We start from the raw sequence: 20,142 nt of genomic DNA on the forward strand, positions 1-20,142 counted from the left end.
GGCGTTTGCGATGTTTACCTTTAATGATGTCAATCACGCCGGCGCGAGATGACGTAGGATTCGTCGAGAAACCAGAGCCCATTGTACTTTCGCAGCACGTCCCTGGCGGCGTCCAGGGTGCGGCTGTTTTGAGTCATTTCCGTCAACCGGTCGTCCTCAATCTGAGCGACATACACTGCCGCATTCCACGCTGCAAAGGCCGTCGAGGTTCCGATAGTGCCCGTGACCTCGTTGGGCAGAGCTTCCATATCATACCTGAAGATCGAACGGTTGTCCGCGTAGGCATTAAAATTTAAGTCGCGGCCCACCGATCCAAGTTCATACTTAATTGCGCGCAATAGCTCATGACGGCTCACTGAGAAAGGGTTTTCTCCAGGCCAGATCGCCTGGATCATTTCCATGCCCGGATCCTGGCCATGGGAGTGGATTCCGATCAGCCGCCCCCCCGGTCGAAGCGCCCGCGCCAGGGGGGCAATGATGCGTTTGGCCCGGAAATTGACCGAGGACAGGGCCCGGTAGGGCTGGGAAGCGATGACGAGGTCGAAATTGGCCTCGGCCTGGCCCGGCCGCGGAATGGTCGCATCCAGAAGAAACCTGTGGTCCTCGCGATAGAGCACGAGGACGACGGGCCGCTCGTAGAGCGGCATGGCGGTGCGGGGGCTGATCGCGGCGCGCCAGTTCTGCTCCAGGAACGGCCTCAGCTCCGCGATCTGCTGCTCGAACTCGCCCGACGAAGCGCCGCGGAGCGGCACCTCGTGCCAGACGGTAGCGGCCGCTGCAGCCGGCGATGCCGGCGTGAGCCAGGGCGCCTCCGCGTAAAACATGTTGGTGAAGACGAATACCGATGCCGGATGCTCGAAAATGCGATCCGGCACCTTTTCCAGCGTCAGGCGCAGGTCCTCCAGACTGAGCTCCTTGCCGGCGACATAGAACGGCATGTGCGGAAAGCGCTGATGCGTTGCGCGCAACACCCGCGCCAGTACCGTGCCGTCGCCGACGCCGGCATCGAACAGGCGCAAGGCCGGCGGGCGCGGATGGATGGAGGCCAGTTCCAGCGCGACCCTGTCTGCGATCACTCGCTTTTCGCTGCAGGTGTGGACGAACAGCAGGTATTTCTGGCGGTTCTCGAAGAACCGGAAATTGCCGCGTGGATCGCGCTTTTCGGGCGGGACCTGAAGTCCCCGCGGCGGCGGCATGCCGCCGACGATCGATGCGGCCATATAGGCCTGGATCCGCTCCAGCGTGTCGATGGTGATGCGTTTTCCCTCGCGCAGGCGATGCACGAGCTTCCCATCATTCACCGCGCGCCGGCCGAACGTCGATTCCGCCATGTCCGCCTTGCGGCAGAACTCCGTGATCTGGCTCAGGATTTCGTCGTTCTTCATGGGGTGGGACACAGTGGGCAGGCAGGTTGGGTTCCGTGTCTTAGCAAATTCTGCCCACTCGGGGAATAGCGCATACGTCCGGCGCCTCGATCCGTCCGCGGCGAGCCGCCGCTGATGGGCTACGCGACCGCGCCAGGCGAGGTCCCACCCGACGGCGAAGGCACGAGCTCCCGGTGCTCCGCCGCTCTCGCGCCATGTCGGCACGCCCGGCGTGGAGGCGCAGGAGATGTTGGCGCGGGTGCGGGCTGAGGTTGGTGTCGAGCACCAAGAACAAGCAGGTGCCGTGGTCGAACGCGCCGCTGCTGGGCGAGGTCTACCTGGCGGAGAGGTGAGATGCTCTCGTGCCCCGGACGCAGCGCAGCGCTTCTTCATCGGTGCGCTGCAGAGCCGGGGCCCATATCTCCGACGAGCAAGTCGAGCAGCATCGGTCCCGGCTCTGCGCAGCAACGCAAGAGCGTTGCAGCGCGTCCGGGACACGCGTGAGCCTTAGCTGCGGAGACTTACTGGCCCCACACTTCCTTCGCGATCTCGACCGCAAGGCTGAGCTTGGCCCATTGCTCCTCCTCGGAGAGGACGTTGCCCTCTTCCGTCGAGGCAAAGCCGCATTGCGGCGAGAGTGCGAGCTGCTCCAGCGGGGCAAACTTGGCAGCTTCTTCCAGGCGGCGCTTGATGTCGTCCTTCTTCTCGAGCTCACCGAACTTCGAGGTGATGACGCCGACCACGACGACCTTGTTGCCCTTGGGCAGGAAGCGCAGCGGCTCGAAGCCGCCGGCGCGGTCGCTGTCGTATTCGAGGAAATAGCCGTCGTAATTGGTGCCGGCGAGCATGGTCTCGGCGACCGGCTCGTAGCCGCCCGAGGAGATCCAGGTGGAGCGGAAATTGCCGCGGCAGACATGCGTCGTCACCACCATGTCGGCTGGCTTTTCGGCCAGCGCGTAGTTGATGATGCGCGCATAGATCTGCTGGAGACCGTCGGGATTGTCGCCGCGCTCACGCGCCTTCTGCAGTTCGTCCTGCGAGCAGAGATAGGCCCAGACAGTATCGTCGAACTGGAGATAGCGGCAGCCGGCGTCATAGAAGGCCTTCACCACCTTGCGGTAGGTCTTGCCGAGATCCTCGTAGAACGCATCGAGATCGGGATAGACGTCCTTGGAGATCGACTTGCGGCCGCCGCGGAAGTGGAGCACCGCAGGCGAAGGGATCGTCATCTTGGCGGTGACGTGGGCCTGGTCGGCGTACTTCTTCAGGAAGCGGAAGTGATCCAGCATCGGGTGGTTGTCGGGGAAGTCGAGCTTGCCGATGACACGGACCGCATCGTGGCGGGTCTGCACGCCCGCGAACTGGATGCCGGTGTCGGGGTGGAACAGCTCGCAGCCGGTGAGCTTGGCCAGGAAGTCGAAATGCCACCAGGAGCGGCGGAATTCGCCGTCGGTCGCGAGCTTCAGGCCAATCGAGGCCTGCTTGTGCACGACCTTCTCGATCTCCAAATCCTCGATCTTGCGCAGATCGTCCGCCGAGATCTCGCCCTTCTCGAGCCTGGCGCGCGCCTCCTTGATCTTGGCCGGACGCAGGAGACTGCCGACCTCGTCGGCGCGGAAGGGGGCTCTGGTTCGCTGCATTTCTGTTTCTCCCGAAATTTCAGTCGGCGCTCGTTGTACTCCTTCTCCCCGCAAGCGGCGAGAAGCGAAGAAATCAGTGGACCGCTGCCCCTGCGACGCCGAGGTGGCGTTCCAGGACCGAGGGGTCGGCCTTCAGCGCGGCACTCGGGGCGTCGTGGACGATCGTTCCGCGCTCCAATATCACAACGCGATCGGCGAGCCCCAGAATCTTTTGGGCATTCTGCTCGACGATGATCGAGCAGATGCCGCCCGCCCGGGTGATGGTCCCGATCGCCTTGAGCAGCTCCTCGACGATGATGGGGGCGAGTCCCTCGGTCGGCTCGTCCAGCAGCAGGACCTTCGGATTGAGGGTCAGCGCGCGGCCGATCGCCAGCATCTGCTGCTCTCCGCCGGAGAGCTGGTTGCCGAAATTGCTGCGCCGCTCCTTCAGCCGCGGGAACATCTCGTAGACCTTCTCGACGATCCAGGGGCCGGGCTGCGCCACCGCCGTCATGTTCTCTTCCACCGTCAGCGAGCGGAAGATGTTGCGCTCCTGCGGCACCCAGCCGATGCCGGCACGGGCCCGCTGGTCGGGACGCAGCGTCGTGACGTCGGCGCCGGCGAGCGCGATCGAGCCGGAGAAGCGGCGGGTGACGCCGACGATGGAGTTGATCAGCGTGGTCTTGCCGGTGCCGTTGCGGCCGAGCAGCGCCAGTACCTGGCCCTCGGCGAGGCGCAGGGACATGTTGGGCAGGACCACCGCCTCGCCATAGCCGGCGCGCAGGGAATCGATCGCGAGCAGGTCAGACATTGACCGCCTCCTCGCCGAGATAGACAGCCTTCACCTGCGGATCACGCGCGACCTGCTCGGGCGGTCCCTCGGTGAGCAGCGCGCCCGAGACCAGCACCGAGATGCGGTCGGCAAAGGAGAACACGAGATCCATGTCGTGCTCGATCAGAAGCACGGTGACGTCGCGCGGCAGCGCGCCGACGACGGCGAGAATGTCATGGCGCTCGCTCTCGGGCACGCCGGCGGCGGGCTCATCGAGCAGCAGCACGCGGGGTTTGGCGGCGATCGCCACCGCGATCTCGAGCAGGCGCTGCTTGCCGTAGGGCAGCGTCACGGTCTGTTCGTTCATGACGTCGAGGAGATGGAAGCGCGCCAGCAGTTCGGCAATCTCGTCATTGACGTCATTGCGCGTGCCCATGCGCCGCCACCAGTCGCCGCCATGGCCGAGACGTTCGGAAACGGCAAGGCCAATGGTCTCGAGTGGGGTCAGGTCGGGATAGAGCTGGTTGATCTGGAAGGTGCGCGACAGGCCGCGCAGCACGCGCTTGTGCACCGGCAGATCAGTGATGTCCTGGCCTTCGAGCAGGATGCGGCCGGAGTTCGGCTTGAGCACCCCGGTGAGCTGGTTGATGACGGTGGTCTTGCCGGCACCGTTCGGTCCGATCAGCGCGTGGCGGGCGCCCTGCTCGATCCTCAAGGACAAATCGCGGGTGACGCGCAGGCCGCCGAACTGCTTTTCGAGATTCTTCGTTTCGAGCGCGATGGTCATGCGTCGCTCTCCGGCACGGCGACCACGGCCTTGCGCCCGGCGATCTGCTTGATCACCAGATTCGGCACATACAGCACCCAGCGATGCAGCCGCTGGCGGCCGACCAGCACGATCACGACCAGCACGAGGCCGATCCAGAACTGCCAGTATTGCGGCGTGATGGTGGAGAACAATTCCTGGAGCATGCGGAACACCACCGCGCCGATCAGCCCGCCATAGAGATAGCCGGTGCCACCGATGACGAGCACCAGCATCAGATCGGCCGAGCGCTCGAAGGCGAACACATCGAGCGAGGCGATCGCGGTGGTCTGGGTGAACAGTGCGCCCGCGATGCCGGCATAGAACGCAGCCAGTGTGTAGATCGCGATCAGGCGGCGGTTGACCGGAATGCCGATGGCGGCCGCCCGAAGCGGATTGTTCTTGATCGCCCGCAGCGACAGGCCGAACGGCGAGTGCACGACGCGGCGGGCGAATAGGAACAGCAGAAAAAGGACAGCCAGCGAATAGAAGAAGCCGGTCTTGCCGAACATGTCGAACGGGATCTCGCCGAAGATCGGCTGCATCTCGATGCCCTGCAGGCCGTCAGTGCCGCCGGTGATGTTGGAGAAGCGCTCGGCGAGCGCTTCCAGCAGCAGCGCGATTCCGAGCGTGACCATCAGGCGCGTCAGATCGACGCCGCGGATCACCAGGAAGCTGGTGGCAAAGCCGAGCACCATCGCGGCAAGGCCGGCGACGATCAGTGCCAGCACGGGCTCGGTGACGATGCCGTGCAAGGCAAGCAGTCCCGCGGCATAGGCGCCGACCCCGAAGAAGGCGGCGTGGCCGAGCGAGACGATGCCGGCGTAGCCGAGGATGAGATCGAGCGACATCGTGAACAGCGCCAGCCGCAGGATGTCGGTCATGATCAGATAGCGCGAGGGAAAGGCGAAACCGCAGGCCAGCACGATCAGCCAGAAGGCGATTTCGCCATAGTGCCAACGCGCTTGGCGCTGGGCGTGATAACCGACGTCGAAAGCGGCGCTCATCGGCGAACTCAACGCGCGGCCGTGCGGCCGAACAGGCCGTTCGGGCGCCAGATCAGGATCACGATCATCATGGTGTAGATCACGAACGGCCCCATCTTCGGCACGTAATATTTGCCGGCGACGTCGCCGATGCCGAGCAGGAGCGATGCCAGGAACGGGCCGGTGATCGAAGAAGAACCGCCCACGGTGACCACGATCAGGAAGTAGATCATGAACTTCAGCGGAAAATACGGGTCGAGGCCGAGGATCTCGGCGCTGAGCGCGCCGCCGAGGCCGGCAAGCCCGCATCCGAAGGCGAACGTGAAGGCGAACACCTGCGGCACGTTGATGCCGAGGCCGCTGGCGGCGCGCGGGTCATCGACCGCGGCGCGCAGGCGGCTGCCGAAGCGCGTCTTGGCCAGCACCATCTGAAGCGCGATGGTGAGCAGGCCGCAGATCACGATGATCATCAGCCGGTAGCGGCCGATGCCGACGCCGAACAAGTCGAACTGGCCCTGGAGCGCGGCCGGCAAATTGATGAAGACGCGCGAGGAGCCCTGGATGTAGTCCACGGCCGCCACCGACATGAAGGTCAGGCCGATCGTGAACAGAACCTGGTCGAGATGGCTGCGCGCATAGAGGTGGCGGTACAGCGTGCGTTCGAGCACGATGCCGATTGCGGCTGCAGAGACGAAAGCGAGTGGCAGCGCGGCAAAGAACGGCCAGCCCATCCGGTTGACCAGCACCATGCAGACGTAGCCGCCGGCCATGGCGAAGGCGCCATGGGCGAGATTGACGAAGTTCATCAGGCCGAGCGTGACCGCGAGCCCGCAGGCGAGCACGAACAACAGCATGCCGTAGGCAACGCCGTCGAACAGGTTGGTGAGGATTGCGGTCATCAGCAGTCGAGGGTCATCTCAAGTGTGGCCAAGGGCAGTGCTGCACTCCCTCTCCCGCTTGCAGGAAAGGGTTGGGGAGAGGGTGCTTCAACAACGAAGACTCCCCCAGAGGAGAGAGCCCTCACCCGGCGCTTCGCGCCGACCTCTCCCGCAAACGGGAGAGGTAAGGCGAGCATGCCGAGAGAGGCCGGGATGACGCGCTTTCGCGCGTCACTTCTTGGTCTTGCCGAGGTCCTTGACGGCTTCGAAGGTTGCGAACTCGACGTTGTAGAGTTCGCCGTCGACCTTCTCGACCTTGCGGATGTAGATGTTCTGCACGATGTCACGGGTCTCGGGATCGATCGAGATCGGGCCGCGCGGGCTTTCCCACTTCATCCCCTTCATGGCCTCGACAAGCTTGGTGCCGTCCGTGTCGCCGCCGGTCTTCTTCAGCGCCTCGTAGATCAGATGGATGCCGTCATAGCCGCCCACGGCCATGAAGCCCGGACGGTTGCCGAAGGCCTTCTTGTAGGCTGCGACGAAATCCTTGTTCATCTGCGAGGGATGCGCCGCAGAATAGAGGTGCGCGGTGACGGTGCCGAGCACGGCATCGCCCATGTTGTTGAGCAGGTCGTCATCGGTGACGTCGCCGGGTCCGATCACCTTGATGCCGGCCTTGTCAAGGCCGCGCTCGGCATACTGTTTCATGAAGTTGCCGCCCTGGCCCGCCGGCACGAACACGAAGATCGCGTCGGGCTTGGCGTCCTTCATGCGCTGGAGGAACGGCGCGAAGTCAGGATTTTGCAGCGGTACCTTGACCTCTTCGACCACCTCGCCGCCGCCGGCCGTGAAATGCTGCTTGAAGAAGTTGAGCGCGTCATTGCCCGGCGCGTAGTCCGAAGTCAGCGTCGCGACCTTCTTGATGCCGTTCTTCACCGCCCAGTCGCCGATGATGGTCGAGGACTGCGCCAGCGTGAAGCTGGTGCGCACGATATAGGGCGAGCGCTCAGTGATGATGGAAGTGCCGGCTGCCATCACGATCTCCGGAATCTTGGCCTGCGTGGCGAGCGGTGCGGCAGCAAGCGCGGCCGGCGTCACGCCGAAGCCGGCGATGAAGTTGACCTTGTCGTTGACGATCAGTTCCTGCGCGGCGGTCTTGGTCTTGTCCGGGATCGCAGCATCGTCCTTGACGATGATCTCGATCTTCTTGCCGGCGACGGTATCGCCCTTCTGCTGCATGTAGAGCTTGATCGCGTTCTCGATCTGCTTGCCGGTCGAAGCCTGGCCGCCGGTCATCGGCAGGATCAGACCGATCTTGACGCTGTCCTGGGCCTTCGCAGGCGCGAGGCCGGCAAGGCCTGCAATGGCCGCAACGGCGGCGGCCCAAGTCGCCTTGTGCGACAGTCGTTTGCGTTCGAACATCAGATGTCCCTCCCCTTCATTCCTGACTCTTGTGCCCTGGACCGAGTGCCCGGCCCTTGCCTTGATCTTATACCGCGCGCGAGCGCTCTCGGGCGCCACATGGGCGTCTTTCGCGCCCTGCTTGTCAATCGGACGTTCGGCGGCCCTTCGGCGCAACCTGTCGACCGGACGCGGTACTACGATTGCGTCGGAGCAGCTCAAGCAACCCGCTCGTGACCGCCTTCATTTGTACGAATGTACAAACAAAATGGACTTGTCAACGAAAACCCCTGCCCGCGGACCAAGCCATGTTGTCGCGAGCCTTGCACCAAGTCCAGAAATGCGATGGATCGCGTGCATGGAGGATTTCGCCTTTCTTTTGCAGAATCTGTACATCTCCGCGCCCCACCCGGTCGCAATTCGGTAGCAAATTACCTACCTCGAATAAGTCTATTTTACCTTGTTGAAGGCTACTCCTATTCGCGCCGGCCCGAGCTGGCGTCCAATGACCGAACGCGCACACCATGCCCAAGACTTTTCGTTCCGCCCTCGTCCTCGTTGCGCTCGCCGCGGGGCTGTCCGGCTGCGGGACGGTCAACGAAAAACTCTCCGCCGGCATGGGCGACTACGTCCCGCAATGGGCCGGCGGCCTGCCCGCCGATGCTCCGCCGCGACCGGGCACGCCGCAATACGACGCCTACATGAAGGAACGCGAACGCAAGCGCCTGCTGCCGGCCGCGGATCGCGAGAAGGAAGAGCAGGCCCAGAAGGGTGCAACGGGGACGACATCGGGGAGCCCGGTGCGCTAACGGAGCGAATGGCGAATAGGGAGTGGCGAATATTCCCCTTGTCCATTCGCTACTCGCCACTCCCCATTCGCTAATCCACGAACACCACCGTCTTGCGGCCGTTGAGGATGACGCGATCGTCGAGATGGTAGCGGATGGCCCGTGCCAGCACGCGGCGCTCGATGTCGCGACCCTTCCGGACCAGATCTTCCGGCGTGTCGCGATGGCTGATGCGCTCGACGTCCTGATCGATGATCGGGCCCTCGTCGAGGTCGCGCGTCACGTAATGCGCAGTCGCGCCGATCAGCTTGACGCCGCGCTCATGGGCCTGGTGATAGGGCTTGGCGCCCTTGAAGCCCGGCAGGAACGAGTGGTGGATGTTGATGCAGCGCCCCGACAGCTTTGCCGACAGATCGTCCGACAAAATCTGCATGTAGCGGGCGAGCACCACCAGATCGGTCTTCGTCTTGCCGACGAGGTCCATGATCTGCGCTTCCTGCTCGCGCTTGGTCTCCTTGGTGACAGGCAGATGGTGGAACGGGATGCCGCCGAAATCGAGCCCGGCATAGACCTCGCGCGGATGGTTGGAGACGATCGCGGTCGGGACCATCGGCAGCTCGCCGGTGCGCCAGCGGTAGAGGATGTCGACCAGGCAATGGTCGGACTTCGAGACCAGCAGCATCACCTTGCGATGTGCGGCGCGGTCGCGCATCTGCCACTCCATGCCGAAACGCTCCGCGATCGCGGCAAAGCCGGTCTGCAGCGCCGACAATTCCACAGCGAGATCGGCCGCGGTGAACACCACTCGCATGAAGAACTTCTTGGTCTCGACGTCGTCGAACTGCTGGGCGTCGAGGATGTTCTGTCCGTTGTGGGCAAGGAACGTCGACACCGCCGAGACGATGCCGGGGCGATCCGGACAGGACAGGGTCAGGACATATTGATGGTCGGGCATTGGCTCTTGATGAAGGTTTGTGCAGCGGAACTATCCGCAATTTGCGCCCTGCTCTAGCACCGACCCCGCCCTTGCGCCAATCCCGGGCGCAGAGTCAGGATGAACGGACGATTGCAATCCATGACCGGAGCATACCCATGGCCGACCGCTTGAACGGCTACCGCATCTTAATTCTGGAAACGCGGGAGGAGGCGCAGTTTTCGAAGCTTCTGGTCGAGCAAGGCGCCGAGGTCGTGCAGTGCCCGATGTTCACCATCCATGACGCGCCGGACCCGGCTCCGGTGGAGGCCTGGATCCGCCGTGCCATCGACGGGCCCTTCGACGATCTCGTGCTGATGACGGGCGAAGGCCTGCGTCGGATCATGAAACTCGCCGGCGCCCGCGGGCTCGACACCGCCCTTGTCGCGGCACTCGCCAAAGCGCGAAAATTCACCCGGGGCCCGAAGCCCGGCAAGGCGCTTCGCGAGATCGGTCTCGAGGCACAGCAGACCACGGAGAAGCCGACCACCGAGGGCGTGATCGAAATGCTGGCCAGGCTCGACCTGAAAGGACGACGCCTCGGTCTCCAGCTCTATCCGGACAAGGATCACGGCGCGCTGACCGGCGCGCTGGCCGCGCAAGGCGCCGCCGTCGACACCGTGCTGCCCTATGTCTACGATTCCAAGGCAGCGGATGCGAACATCGTCGCCGCCATCGACGACATGGCCTCCGGGCGGATCAATTCCATCGCGCTGACCAATCTCGGCCAGGTCCGCCGCCTGATGGAGGCCGCGAGAGCGCATGGCGCCGAAGCGAAACTGCGTACAGGCCTCGAACGGACGTTGATCGCCTCGGTGGGGCCGGCGGTCTCCGGTGAACTCGCCGCGCACGGTCTGCGCACGGACGTCTCGCCGGCGGATGAAGCGTACTTCATGCGTCCGCTGATCTCGGCGATGGCCGCGGCGCTGGCGGAGCGGAAGCCGAGAGCCTCAGCGAGCTAAGAGCCGAGCGCGGGGGCGGCCTGCGGCGGCCGCGATTGACACAAGCATCGCCAGCGCTAGGTTGCGCGACCGCAAGAAGAAACAACAAGGGCAAGGGAATCGCCGTGACACGCGTCATCGCGTCGTGAGCGCCACCGCACGACCTTCGGCGCTCGCGCCATTCCGCATCCGCAACTATCGTTTCCAGTGGCCGTCCGACCTGCTCACCTCCTGGGCCTTCGAAGTCGAGACGCTGGTGCTCGGCTGGTACATCATTGTCGAAACCGGCTCGGTGCTGTTGCTCACCGTGCTTGCTTCACTCCAGTTCGTCGGAACATTGGTCGCGCCCGTGTTCGGCATGATCGGCGACCGCATGGGTCATCGCGATCTCCTGGTCGTCATGCGTCTTGCCTATACTGCGCTCTCGTCGACCATCATGGTCCTGGCGCTGACCGGTCACCTGTCACCGCTGAGCGTCATGATCATCGTCGCGATCATGGGCTTGATCCGCCCTTCGGATCTCGGCGTCCGGGGCGCGCTGCTTGCCGAGATCATGCCGCCCGAGCAATTGGTGGGGGCCATCAGCGTTGCGCGCACGACCCAGGACAGCGCCCGCATCGCCGGGGCGTTGACTGGCGCCGGGCTGTTCGCAGTCCTTGGCATTGGGCTCGTGTATGTGGCGATTGCCGGACTCTACCTCGTGGCTGCGCTTCTGATGCTCTGCCTGACACGGCCGGAAAGGTCGGTCACCACGAGCAATCTGCCGGCGAACGGCCACGCCGTTTCGAGGTTGCTGGGCGACCTGAAGGAAGGCATCGTCTATGCTTGGAACGGCCCGGGAATGCGCGCGGCGCTGTGCGTCGCCTTCCTGGCCAATCTCACCGCATTTCCCTTCACTGGCGGATTGTTGCCCTACATCGCGCGGGAGATCTTTCACACCGACCAGACCGGCCTCGGTTATCTCTCGGCAAGCTTCGCCGTCGGCTCGCTGATCGGCTCCATCACGCTCAGCCTGGTCAGTGGCGTGCGCATTGCCCGGCTTCTGATCGGCGCGACGCTGGCCTGGTACGCCATGCTGCTGGTATTCGTCGAGGTCAGGACCATGCCGGTGGCGATGGCCTGCCTCGTTCTCGCCGGCATCGCCCAGAGCATGTCGATGATCTCGGCAGCCGTCATTCTGATGCGCACCGCGAGCGCACATCTGCGAGGCCGCGTCATGGGCGTGCGCATGATGGTGATCTATGGCTTGCCGATCGGATTGCTCGCGGCCGGCAGCCTGATCGACGTCATCGGCTATTCCGCGACGGGCTCGCTCTATGCCGCCGCGGGCTTCGTTGCGATGCTGGCGATCGCGGTGCGTTGGCGCGCCGACCTCTGGCCAGTCCATGCCCCCGCCAATGCGCGGTGACGAATATCCACCCTAATCCCCGTACCCGCGCAGCCGCTCGATATCGAGGATGGTGACGCCGCCGTACTCCAGCCGCAGCAGCCCCTCTTTCTCCAGTCGGTTCAGCGCGCGGTTGGCGTTCTGGCGGGACATGCCGGAGAGCGCCCCGATCTCCTCCTGGGTGATCTCCAGATGGGTGGTCGATTCGGGATAGAGGATCGGGTTGAACAGCGAAGCAATGCTGCGGGCGAGGCGCGCGGTGGCATCCAGGGTGCGGTTGACCTCGAGCATGCCGATGAACTGGCCGAGCCGCTCGTTGAGCTGGCGCACCAGAAAGCGGTTGAAGCCGACGCTGTTCTCGAACAGCCACATGAAGGCACTGCGCTCCATCAGCGCGACCCGGCTGTCGCGCAGCGCGACCACGTCATAGCGGCGCGGCTCGTTCTTGAGCACGCTGCCCTCGCCAAACCAGGCCCCTGCCGTCAGCCCGGCAAGGCTGGTCTCCTTGCCGTCGCGCGAGACCCCGCCCATGCGGGCCAGACCACTCACCATGCCGGCCCAATAGGCAAAAATGTCACCGCGCATGAACACGGTCTCGCCGGTGCCGTAGGACCGCTCCGTGATTCCGGCACGCGCGACCTCGATCTCCGCTTGTGTGAGTTCGCGCGACCAGGCGGCGACGCGCTTCAGATGATCTTCTGAAATCATGATCTCGCGGCCAGCCGCACCGTTTCGACACTCCGCCTTCTGCTGCATTGCAACATGATGGTTTCGACCGCCATTCGACCAAAGATGAACGCCGCTGCCGCCCTGCAAACTTTGTCGCAGAATTGTCAGCCGGGAGACATTTCAAAATAGCGCTTTCCCCTATTGAGAACCACCTCGGGCGATACGGCTTTCGATCCCAAACGGGAACGAGAGTGCGCGGCTCCGGTCGAGACCATCTGATGCATGGCCTCACCGTCACCGCCGTACTAGGATCGCTCGACAGAACGGACGAAGAGCGCCGCTGAAATGCGCCATGACCGGGAGGGATTCGTTTGGTGGCTACCAGTCTTGAAGTGCGCGGCGTGTCCTTGCGATTCGGCGGTGTTCGAGCGCTGACCGACGTCGGCTTCGCCATCAGGGAGGGCGAGCTGTTCTCGATCATCGGCCCCAACGGCGCCGGCAAGACCTCGATCGTGAACTGTATTTCCGGCCGCTACAAGCCGACCGAAGGCCAGCTCTTCTACCAAGGCCGCGACATCACCGGTTTGACGCCGAATGCCCGCGCCTCGCTCGGCATCGGCCGCACCTTCCAGAACCTGGCGCTGTTCCACCATATGAGCGTGCTCGACAACATCATGGTCGGCCGCCATCATCTCCTGAAGAACAATTTCCTGACGGGCTCGCTGTATTGGCTCACCGGCGCGCGCAAGGAGGAGCTCGAGCACCGCCGCAAGGTCGAGGAGATCATCGACTTCCTCGACCTGCAGTCGGTGCGCAAGACGACCGCGGGCACGCTCTCCTACGGCCTGCGCAAGCGCGTCGAGCTCGCCCGCGCCATGGCGCTGGAGCCGCGTCTCATTCTCCTCGACGAACCCATGGCCGGCATGAACTTCGAGGAGAAGGAGGACATGGCCCGCTACATCGTCGATCTCAACGAGGAGTTCGGGATGACGGTGGTGATGATCGAGCACGACATGGGCGTGGTGATGGACATCTCCCATCGCGTCATGGTGCTGGATTTCGGCAAGAAGATCGCCGAAGGCGATCCGGCCGCCGTGCTCGCCGATCCCCACGTCAGGCGCGCCTATCTCGGCGAGGAGGACGAGGTGCTGGTCGATCCCGACGACGCACCGCCGGCGCAGGAGAGCGCGGCATGATGGATTATGCTGGCCGCGTCGCGCAGGCCGACACTTATCCGAAAATGCTCCGGCTCAACGCGAAGGAGCACGGCAACGAGATCGCATTACGCGAGAAGGATCTCGGGCTCTGGCGCATTTTTACCTGGAACGACTACCAGGCACGGGTGCGCGATTTCGCGCTTGGCCTGGTCGAGCTCGGCCTCGCTCGCGGTGATGTCATCGGCATCATCGGCGACAACCGGCCGGACTGGATCGCGGCGGAAGTCGCGACCCACGCGATCGGTGGACTGAGCCTCGGGCTCTATCGCGACGTGCTGGACGAGGAGGCCTCCTATCTTCTCAACTATGGCGAGGCGCAGCTCGTCTTTGCCGAGGACGAGGAGCAGGTCGACAAGCTTCTCACCCTTGCCGAGCGCGCGCCCAAGCTGAAGCACATCATCTATTCCGACCCGCGCGGCATGCGGAAATATGACGACCCGAGGCTGATGTCGGCGGAGAAGTTTGCCGAGCTCGGCCGGGCACGTGCTGCGCGGGAGCCGGAGCTCTACGACAGGCTGGTCGATGCCACCAAGGGCGAGGACGTCGCGATCCTCTGCACGACGTCAGGTACTACCTCGCATCCGAAACTCGCGATGCTCGCGGCCGGGCGCGTGCTGGGCCATTGCGCGACGTATCTCGCCTTCGATCCGAAGGGACCCGATGACGAATACGTCTCGGTGCTGCCGCTGCCCTGGATCATGGAGCAGGTCTACGTGCTCGGCAAAGGCCTGTTGTGCCGGATGAAGATCAACTTCGTCGAAGAGCCCGACACGATGATGAACGATCTGCGCGAGATCGCGCCGACCTTCGTGCTCTTTGCCCCACGTGTTTGGGAATCGATCGCTGCCGACGTCCGCGCCAAGGTGATGGATGCGACGCCCTTCAAGCAGCGCCTGTTCGACATCGGCATGAAGTCGGGTCTCGCCGCGCTCGAACAGGGCAAGCGCTCGGCCTTTGCCGACGCGATCCTGTTCCGAGCGCTGCGCGACCGCCTCGGCTTCACCCGCCTGCGGTCGGCCGCGACCGGCGGCGCAGCGCTCGGCCCCGAAACCTTCAAATTCTTCCAAGCCATGGGCGTGCCGCTGCGCACGCTGTACGGCCAGACCGAGCTGCTGGGGGCCTATACGCTGCATCCCGACGGCAAGGTCGATCCCGACACGACGGGCGTGCCGATGGCCGACAGCATCGAGATCCGCATCGACAATGCCGACGTCCACGGCGTCGGTGAGATCGTGGTGCGGCATCCCAACATGTTCCTCGGCTATTACAAGAATCCCGAGGCCAGCGTCGCCGACATCAAGGACGGCTGGATGTGCTCCGGCGACGCCGGATATTTCAATGCCGACCAGCAGCTCGTCGTCATCGACCGCATCAAGGATCTCGCCGAGACCTCGCGCGGCGAACGCTTCTCGCCGCAATTCATCGAGAACAAGCTGAAATTCTCGCCCTATATCGCGGAGGCCGTGGTGCTGGGCGCCGGTCGCGACGCACTCGCGGCGATGATCTGCATCCGCTATTCCATCATCTCGAAATGGGCGGAAAAGAACCGGCTCTCGTTCACGACCTACAGCGATCTCGCCTCGCGTCCCGAGGTTTACGCGCTGCTGCAGAAGGAGGTCGAGACCGTCAACGCCACGCTGCCGCCGGCCCAGCGCATCTCGCGCTTTCTGCTGCTCTACAAGGAGCTCGATGCCGACGATGGCGAGCTTACGAGGACCAGAAAGGTCCGCCGCAGCGTCATCAACGAGAAATACGAAGGCATCATCGACGCCATCTACCGCGGCGTCGCGGATATTCCCGTGGACACCGTGATCCGCTTCCAGGACGGCACCACGCAGCGGGTACGCACCACGTTGCGTGTGGTGGACCTCGGCGGCCATGGGCACATGGCGGAGGCGGCGGAATGAGCCAGGCAGAACGGCACGCCCCAGCTCTTCGCCTCAGCACCTCGCATGCGGAGACTCCCCCTCACCCGCCGCGCGTTCCGCGCGCCGGACTCTCCCCGCAGGCGGGGAGAGGCGAAGGACAGCAGATCACATGAACACGGCCTTCCTCATTCAGCTCCTGGTCAATGGCCTCGTGGTCGGCACGCTCTACGGCGTGGTCGCGATGTCGTTCGTGCTGATCTACAAGGCGACGCAGGTCGTCAATTTCGCGCAAGGCGAATTGCTGCTGGTCGGCGCCTGGGTGTGCTGGGCGCTGCTGGCGAAATACCAGGTGCCGTTCTGGATCGGCATGCCGATCACACTGGTGTTCATGTTCGTGTTCGGCATCGCGATCCAGGTGCTGATCCTGCGTCCGATGATCGGCGAGCCCATCATCTCGGTGATCATGGTGACGATCGGCCTCTCCACCGTGCTGCAGGCGACGCTGAAGTGGATGTTCGGCGTCAATCCACAGCCGTTCCCGCGCATTTTCGAGAGCCAGTCGGTCAGCCTGTTCGGGCTCCAGATCCAGACCGTCTATGTCATGAGCCTCGTCGTCTCGGTCGCCATGATGATCGGCATGGCCTGGTTCTTCCGCGCCTCCAAATACGGCCTGGCGATGCGCGCCACCGCGTTCAACCAGCAGGTCGCGCAGTCGCTCGGCATCTCCGTCAAGAGCGTGTTCGCGATGGCCTGGGCCATCTCGGCGACGGTATCGGCGGTCGCCGGCGTCGTCGTCGCAGTCGTGAACGGCGTGTCCTCGGGCCTTGCCGCCTACGGCATCAAGGTATTCCCGGCGGCGATCCTCGGCGGCCTCGATTCCGTTGGCGGCGCGGTGCTCGGCGGCATCATCATCGGCCTGCTCGAGAACGTCGCGCAATACGTCGACAGCGAGTATCTGCACTGGGGCAATCTCTACGAGATCGCACCGTTCTACGTCCTCATCATCGTGCTGATGATCAAGCCCTACGGGCTGTTCGGCACCCACGACATCGAACGGATCTGACCCATGGCCGGCCCTGCCCTCATTCCCGCTGGTGACTTCCGCACCTCCTACGCGGCCGACACCACGATCTTCCCGACCGCGACCAGCCGCAACTTCGCCATCGCAGGTGTGCTGCTGCTGTGTCTGGCGCCGCAATTCTTCAGCGGCTATTGGCTCAGCATCCTGATCCAGATCGGCATCTTCTCGATCGCGGCGCTCGGGCTCAATATCCTGGTCGGCTTCACCGGGCAGATCTCGATCGGGCACGCCGCCTTCTTCCTGCTCGGCGCATTTACCTCCGCCTACATTTCCAACAACGCGCCGATCCCGGTGTTCTTCGCAATTCCGCTCGCCGGCATCGTCACTGCGCTGGTCGGGCTGATCTTCGGCATTCCGGCGGCGCGGCTGAAAGGTCTCTACCTCGTCATTGCGACGCTGGCTGCGCAGTACATCCTGCTCGACTTCTTCTCGCGCGCCGAATGGTTCTCCGGCGGCTCGGTGCCGGCGAGCGCCGCGCCCTTCTCGATCTTCGGCTATACGCTGCGCGGCGACCGGCAGTACTTCTACGTCGTGCTGGCCTATGTGCTGGTGAGCTACGTCCTCGTCACCAATCTGATGCGCACCCGTGACGGCCGCGCGCTGGTGGCGATCCGCGACCACTATCTCTCCGCCGAGATCATGGGCATCAACCTCACCAAGTACCGGACGCTGTCGTTCGGGCTAGCCGCCTTCTTCGCCGGCATCGCCGGCGCGCTCTATGCGCATTACCAGCTCGTGGTGTCGCAGGAGGGTTTCGGCATCGAGCGTTCGATCCTGTTCCTCGCCATGATCATCATCGGCGGCACTGGCTCGATCATGGGCACGCTGATGGGTACCGCCTTCGTGGTGCTGCTGCCGGAATCGATGGAGTGGCTGAGCCATCATCTGAAGGGCGGCGCGATCGACCAGGCGCTCTCGCTCAACAACAACATCACCTTCCTGCGCGAGATCGCGATCGGGGTGATCATCATCGCATTCCTGATGTTCGAGCCTGACGGGCTCGCGCATCGCTGGCGGCAGATCAAGGCGTATTGGAAACTCTACCCGTTCTCGCATTGAGCGCGGGCAACTTCACTTAAACAATAAACAGGAGGAACCGACCCATGACGACAAAGTCCCTTTTGAGTACCGCATCGCTCGTGCTTGCGATCGCCGCATTCTCGGCGAGCGCGCAGGCGCAGATCGCGATCGGGCATCTCGCCGACTATTCTGGCGGCACCTCGGACGTCGGCACGCCCTATGGCCAGGCCGTCGCGGATACGTTCGCCTGGGTCAACAAGAACGGCGGCGTCGGCGGCAAGCAGCTCAATCTCGATACCAACGACTATGGCTACCAGGTGCCGCGCGCGATCGCGCTCTACAAGAAGTGGTCAGCGCCCGACTCCAAGGTCGCCGCAATCATGGGCTGGGGCACGGCGGACACCGAGGCGCTGACCGGCTTCCTTGCCCAGGACAAGATCCCCGACATGTCCGGCTCCTATGCCGCCGCCCTCACCGATCCCGAAGGGGTCAGCGGCAAGGCCAAGCCTGCGCCTTATAATTTCTTCTATGGCCCGAGCTATTCGGACGCGCTGCGCGCGATGCTGATGTGGGCGGCCGAGGACTGGAAGGCCAAGGGCAAGCCCGGCAAGCCGAAATTCGTGCACATGGGCGCCAACCATCCTTATCCGAACGCGCCGAAGGCCGCCGGTGAAGCAATGGCGCAGGAGCTCGGCTTCGAGGTTCTGCCACCGCTGGTGTTCGCCCTCACGCCGGGTGACTACAGCGCACAGTGCCTGAGCCTGAAATCCTCGGGCGCCAACTACGCCTATCTCGGCAACACCGCCGCCTCCAACATCTCGGTGATGAAGGCCTGCAAGACCGCCGGCGTCGAGATCCAGTTCCTCGGCAACGTCTGGGGCATGGACGAGAATGCGGCCAAGACCGCGGGCGATGCGGCCAATGGCGTGATCTTCCCGCTGCGCACCGCGGTGAGCTGGGGCGGCGATGCGCCCGGCATGAAGACGGTGATGGAGATCTCGAAGATGTCCGACGCCAGCGGCAAGGTCTATCGTCCCGTGCACTACGTCGCGGCCGTCTGCTCGGCGATGTACATGAAGGAGGCAATCGACTGGGCCGCCAAGAACGGCGGCGCCACCGGCGAGAACGTCGCCAAGGGCTTCCACCAGAAGAAAGACTGGGTGCCGGCCGGGATGGAAGGCGTCTGCAATGCCTCGACCTGGACCGAGAAGGACCATCGCGGCACGCTCAAGGTCGACCTCTACCGCACCAAGGTCTCAGGCGCGACCGACGGCGACCTCAACGACGTCATGGCCAAGGGCACGATCAAGCTCGAGAAGGTCAAGACCGTCGAGCTGCCGCGCAAGCCGGAATTGCTGGGCTGGTGAGCGTAGCGCCCACCTGACGCACAACCGTCATCCCCCGCGAATGCGGGGGATCCAGTACGCCGCGGCCTCTCCGGGAACGTTGGGCGTCTCTGGAATACTGGGTCACCCGCCTTCGCGGGTGACGACAGCGGAGCAACAAAGCATGACCGAGACCGCAGAAGGCGTTCGCCCCTCCCCCAGCATCGTCCCCGCCCCGCCGCTCCTCGCCGTGCGCAACATCGAGGTCGTCTACGACGACGTCATCCTGGTGCTGCGCGGCCTCAGCCTCGACGTGCCGAAAGGCGCGATCGTGGCGCTCCTGGGCGCCAACGGCGCCGGCAAGTCGACGACGCTGAAGGCGATCTCCGGTTTGCTCAAGACCGAAGACGGCGAGGTCACGCGCGGCGAGATCCTGTTCGAAGGCGAGCGGATCAACGGCATCGACCCCGACAAGATCGTGCGCCGCGGCATCTTCCAGGTGATGGAGGGCCGGCGCATCGTCGCCGACATGACGTCGCTGGAGAACCTCAAGCTTGGCGCCTTCACCCGCAGGGACCGCGAGGTCGATTCCGACCTCGACATGGTCTTCAACTACTTTCCGCGCCTGAAGGAGCGCACGGGCCTTGCCGGCTACCTCTCCGGCGGTGAGCAGCAGATGCTCGCGATCGGCCGCGCCCTGATGGCGCGCCCCAAGATGATCTTGATGGACGAGCCTTCGATGGGATTGTCGCCGCTGCTGGTGAAAGAGGTGTTCTCGATCATCCAGAAGATCAACCGCGACCTCGGCGTCACCATCCTGCTGGTCGAGCAGAACGCGCGCGCTGCGCTCTCGGTCGCGAGCCACGGCTACATCATGGAACAGGGCAAGGTCGTGCTCGACGGTAGCGCAGACGACTTACGCGACAACGAGGACGTCAAGGAATTCTATCTCGGCGGCGCTGGCGACCAGCGCAAGAGCTTCAAGAACCTCAAGAGCTTCAAGCGGCGCAAGCGCTGGCTGTAGCGTTTCAAGCGAAGTGGGAACCGG

Annotated in this window: 18 protein-coding genes and 1 pseudogene; 10 read left to right on the plus strand and 9 right to left on the minus strand. The window is 64.0% G+C overall.

Annotation, left to right across the window (positions count from 1 at the left end):
* Window positions 1–29: 29 nt before the first annotated feature.
* Window positions 30–1,385, minus strand: coding sequence for a hypothetical protein (locus ACM42_RS36490; protein ID WP_271533725.1), 1,356 nt, complete (start codon window positions 1,383–1,385; stop codon window positions 30–32).
* A gap of 117 nt (window positions 1,386–1,502) precedes the next feature.
* Here ACM42_RS36490 and ACM42_RS36495 point away from each other — a divergent pair.
* Window positions 1,503–1,717 (plus strand): annotated as a pseudogene (locus ACM42_RS36495) (caspase family protein); the annotation flags it as partial.
* A gap of 168 nt (window positions 1,718–1,885) precedes the next feature.
* On the opposite strand, the gene ACM42_RS36500 reads toward ACM42_RS36495, so the two are convergent.
* The 6 genes from ACM42_RS36500 to ACM42_RS36525 form a co-directional block, all read right to left on the minus strand.
* A complete protein-coding gene (locus tag ACM42_RS36500) occupies window positions 1,886–3,004 on the minus strand; it encodes a cobalamin-independent methionine synthase II family protein (protein WP_271533298.1) in 1,119 nt (372 codons plus the stop codon).
* Between the two features lie 73 nt (window positions 3,005–3,077).
* Window positions 3,078–3,794 carry an ABC transporter ATP-binding protein gene (locus ACM42_RS36505; RefSeq protein WP_271533300.1) on the minus strand — a complete coding sequence of 239 codons (717 nt, stop codon included), beginning with the start codon at window positions 3,792–3,794 and terminating at the stop codon, window positions 3,078–3,080.
* Complete coding sequence (locus ACM42_RS36510; RefSeq protein WP_271533302.1) at window positions 3,787–4,542, minus strand: ABC transporter ATP-binding protein; 756 nt, start codon at window positions 4,540–4,542, stop codon at window positions 3,787–3,789. Before ACM42_RS36510 ends, ACM42_RS36505 begins: the two co-directional genes overlap by 8 nt.
* On the minus strand, window positions 4,539–5,567 hold the full coding sequence (locus tag ACM42_RS36515; protein ID WP_271533303.1) for a branched-chain amino acid ABC transporter permease: 1,029 nt from the start codon (window positions 5,565–5,567) through the stop codon (window positions 4,539–4,541). The genes ACM42_RS36510 and ACM42_RS36515 overlap by 4 nt, the downstream gene beginning before the upstream one ends.
* Before the next feature lie 8 nt (window positions 5,568–5,575).
* Window positions 5,576–6,445, minus strand: a complete 870-nt coding sequence (locus ACM42_RS36520) for a branched-chain amino acid ABC transporter permease (RefSeq protein WP_028180555.1) — start codon at window positions 6,443–6,445, stop codon at window positions 5,576–5,578.
* A 210-nt stretch (window positions 6,446–6,655) separates the two neighbouring features.
* Complete coding sequence (locus tag ACM42_RS36525) at window positions 6,656–7,846, minus strand: ABC transporter substrate-binding protein (RefSeq protein WP_271533304.1); 1,191 nt, start codon at window positions 7,844–7,846, stop codon at window positions 6,656–6,658.
* 503 nt (window positions 7,847–8,349) lie between these two features.
* Between ACM42_RS36525 and ACM42_RS36530 the strand changes: the two genes are divergently transcribed.
* Window positions 8,350–8,634 carry a hypothetical protein gene (locus ACM42_RS36530; protein WP_271533305.1) on the plus strand — a complete coding sequence of 95 codons (285 nt, stop codon included), beginning with the start codon at window positions 8,350–8,352 and terminating at the stop codon, window positions 8,632–8,634.
* Between the two features lie 70 nt (window positions 8,635–8,704).
* Here the strand turns inward: ACM42_RS36530 and purU are convergent, their stop codons facing one another.
* Window positions 8,705–9,568 (minus strand): formyltetrahydrofolate deformylase, encoded by an 864-nt coding sequence (gene purU, locus ACM42_RS36535; protein WP_172785327.1) that lies wholly within the window; start codon window positions 9,566–9,568, stop codon window positions 8,705–8,707.
* A gap of 137 nt (window positions 9,569–9,705) precedes the next feature.
* Between purU and ACM42_RS36540 the strand changes: the two genes are divergently transcribed.
* Together ACM42_RS36540 and ACM42_RS36545 are read left to right on the plus strand one after the other, a co-directional pair.
* On the plus strand, window positions 9,706–10,548 hold the full coding sequence (locus ACM42_RS36540) for a uroporphyrinogen-III synthase (RefSeq protein ID WP_271533306.1): 843 nt from the start codon (window positions 9,706–9,708) through the stop codon (window positions 10,546–10,548).
* A 124-nt stretch (window positions 10,549–10,672) separates the two neighbouring features.
* Window positions 10,673–11,935, plus strand: coding sequence for an MFS transporter (locus tag ACM42_RS36545; RefSeq protein WP_271533307.1), 1,263 nt, complete (start codon window positions 10,673–10,675; stop codon window positions 11,933–11,935).
* A gap of 12 nt (window positions 11,936–11,947) precedes the next feature.
* On the opposite strand, the gene ACM42_RS36550 is transcribed toward ACM42_RS36545, so the two are convergent.
* The gene (locus tag ACM42_RS36550) at window positions 11,948–12,622 is read right to left on the minus strand and encodes a Crp/Fnr family transcriptional regulator (protein ID WP_028181433.1); all 675 of its coding nucleotides are present in this window, start codon (window positions 12,620–12,622) and stop codon (window positions 11,948–11,950) included.
* A gap of 335 nt (window positions 12,623–12,957) precedes the next feature.
* Here ACM42_RS36550 and ACM42_RS36555 point away from each other — a divergent pair, with 335 nt between their 5' ends.
* The 6 genes from ACM42_RS36555 to ACM42_RS36580 all read left to right on the plus strand — a co-directional run bounded on the left by ACM42_RS36555 (window position 12,958) and on the right by ACM42_RS36580 (window position 20,118).
* Window positions 12,958–13,779 carry an ABC transporter ATP-binding protein gene (locus ACM42_RS36555; protein ID WP_271533308.1) on the plus strand — a complete coding sequence of 274 codons (822 nt, stop codon included), beginning with the start codon at window positions 12,958–12,960 and terminating at the stop codon, window positions 13,777–13,779.
* Window positions 13,776–15,707 (plus strand): long-chain fatty acid--CoA ligase, encoded by a 1,932-nt coding sequence (locus ACM42_RS36560; RefSeq protein ID WP_271533309.1) that lies wholly within the window; start codon window positions 13,776–13,778, stop codon window positions 15,705–15,707. The genes ACM42_RS36555 and ACM42_RS36560 overlap by 4 nt, the downstream gene beginning before the upstream one ends.
* Window positions 15,708–15,837: 130 nt before the next feature.
* The gene (locus ACM42_RS36565) at window positions 15,838–16,731 is read left to right on the plus strand and encodes a branched-chain amino acid ABC transporter permease (RefSeq protein WP_271533310.1); all 894 of its coding nucleotides are present in this window, start codon (window positions 15,838–15,840) and stop codon (window positions 16,729–16,731) included.
* 3 nt (window positions 16,732–16,734) lie between these two features.
* On the plus strand, window positions 16,735–17,808 hold the full coding sequence (locus ACM42_RS36570) for a branched-chain amino acid ABC transporter permease (RefSeq protein ID WP_035674391.1): 1,074 nt from the start codon (window positions 16,735–16,737) through the stop codon (window positions 17,806–17,808).
* A gap of 44 nt (window positions 17,809–17,852) precedes the next feature.
* A complete protein-coding gene (locus tag ACM42_RS36575) occupies window positions 17,853–19,136 on the plus strand; it encodes an ABC transporter substrate-binding protein (RefSeq protein ID WP_271533311.1) in 1,284 nt (427 codons plus the stop codon).
* 142 nt (window positions 19,137–19,278) lie between these two features.
* Complete coding sequence (locus tag ACM42_RS36580) at window positions 19,279–20,118, plus strand: ABC transporter ATP-binding protein (RefSeq protein ID WP_035674385.1); 840 nt, start codon at window positions 19,279–19,281, stop codon at window positions 20,116–20,118.
* The last annotated feature ends 24 nt before the right edge of the window (window positions 20,119–20,142 follow it).

The sequence above is a fragment of the Bradyrhizobium sp. CCBAU 25338 genome (assembly GCF_028128965.1).
GTDB lineage: Bacteria > Pseudomonadota > Alphaproteobacteria > Rhizobiales > Xanthobacteraceae > Bradyrhizobium > Bradyrhizobium liaoningense.

What these genes read in the sequence shown, in the direction of transcription:
- ACM42_RS36510 (WP_271533302.1), bottom strand. Translation starts at nt 4,542, where the DNA reads ATGACCATCGCGCTCGAAACGAAGAATCTCGAAAAGCAGTTCGGCGGC.
- ACM42_RS36540 (WP_271533306.1), top strand. Translation starts at nt 9,706, where the DNA reads ATGGCCGACCGCTTGAACGGCTACCGCATCTTAATTCTGGAAACGCGG.
- ACM42_RS36560 (WP_271533309.1), top strand. Translation starts at nt 13,776, where the DNA reads ATGATGGATTATGCTGGCCGCGTCGCGCAGGCCGACACTTATCCGAAA.
- ACM42_RS36570 (WP_035674391.1), top strand. Translation starts at nt 16,735, where the DNA reads ATGGCCGGCCCTGCCCTCATTCCCGCTGGTGACTTCCGCACCTCCTAC.
- ACM42_RS36490 (WP_271533725.1), bottom strand. Translation starts at nt 1,385, where the DNA reads ATGAAGAACGACGAAATCCTGAGCCAGATCACGGAGTTCTGCCGCAAG.
- ACM42_RS36565 (WP_271533310.1), top strand. Translation starts at nt 15,838, where the DNA reads ATGAACACGGCCTTCCTCATTCAGCTCCTGGTCAATGGCCTCGTGGTC.
- ACM42_RS36520 (WP_028180555.1), bottom strand. Translation starts at nt 6,445, where the DNA reads ATGACCGCAATCCTCACCAACCTGTTCGACGGCGTTGCCTACGGCATG.
- ACM42_RS36505 (WP_271533300.1), bottom strand. Translation starts at nt 3,794, where the DNA reads ATGTCTGACCTGCTCGCGATCGATTCCCTGCGCGCCGGCTATGGCGAG.
- ACM42_RS36500 (WP_271533298.1), bottom strand. Translation starts at nt 3,004, where the DNA reads ATGCAGCGAACCAGAGCCCCCTTCCGCGCCGACGAGGTCGGCAGTCTC.
- ACM42_RS36580 (WP_035674385.1), top strand. Translation starts at nt 19,279, where the DNA reads ATGACCGAGACCGCAGAAGGCGTTCGCCCCTCCCCCAGCATCGTCCCC.
- ACM42_RS36550 (WP_028181433.1), bottom strand. Translation starts at nt 12,622, where the DNA reads ATGATTTCAGAAGATCATCTGAAGCGCGTCGCCGCCTGGTCGCGCGAA.
- purU (WP_172785327.1), bottom strand. Translation starts at nt 9,568, where the DNA reads ATGCCCGACCATCAATATGTCCTGACCCTGTCCTGTCCGGATCGCCCC.
- ACM42_RS36575 (WP_271533311.1), top strand. Translation starts at nt 17,853, where the DNA reads ATGACGACAAAGTCCCTTTTGAGTACCGCATCGCTCGTGCTTGCGATC.
- ACM42_RS36525 (WP_271533304.1), bottom strand. Translation starts at nt 7,846, where the DNA reads ATGTTCGAACGCAAACGACTGTCGCACAAGGCGACTTGGGCCGCCGCC.
- ACM42_RS36530 (WP_271533305.1), top strand. Translation starts at nt 8,350, where the DNA reads ATGCCCAAGACTTTTCGTTCCGCCCTCGTCCTCGTTGCGCTCGCCGCG.
- ACM42_RS36515 (WP_271533303.1), bottom strand. Translation starts at nt 5,567, where the DNA reads ATGAGCGCCGCTTTCGACGTCGGTTATCACGCCCAGCGCCAAGCGCGT.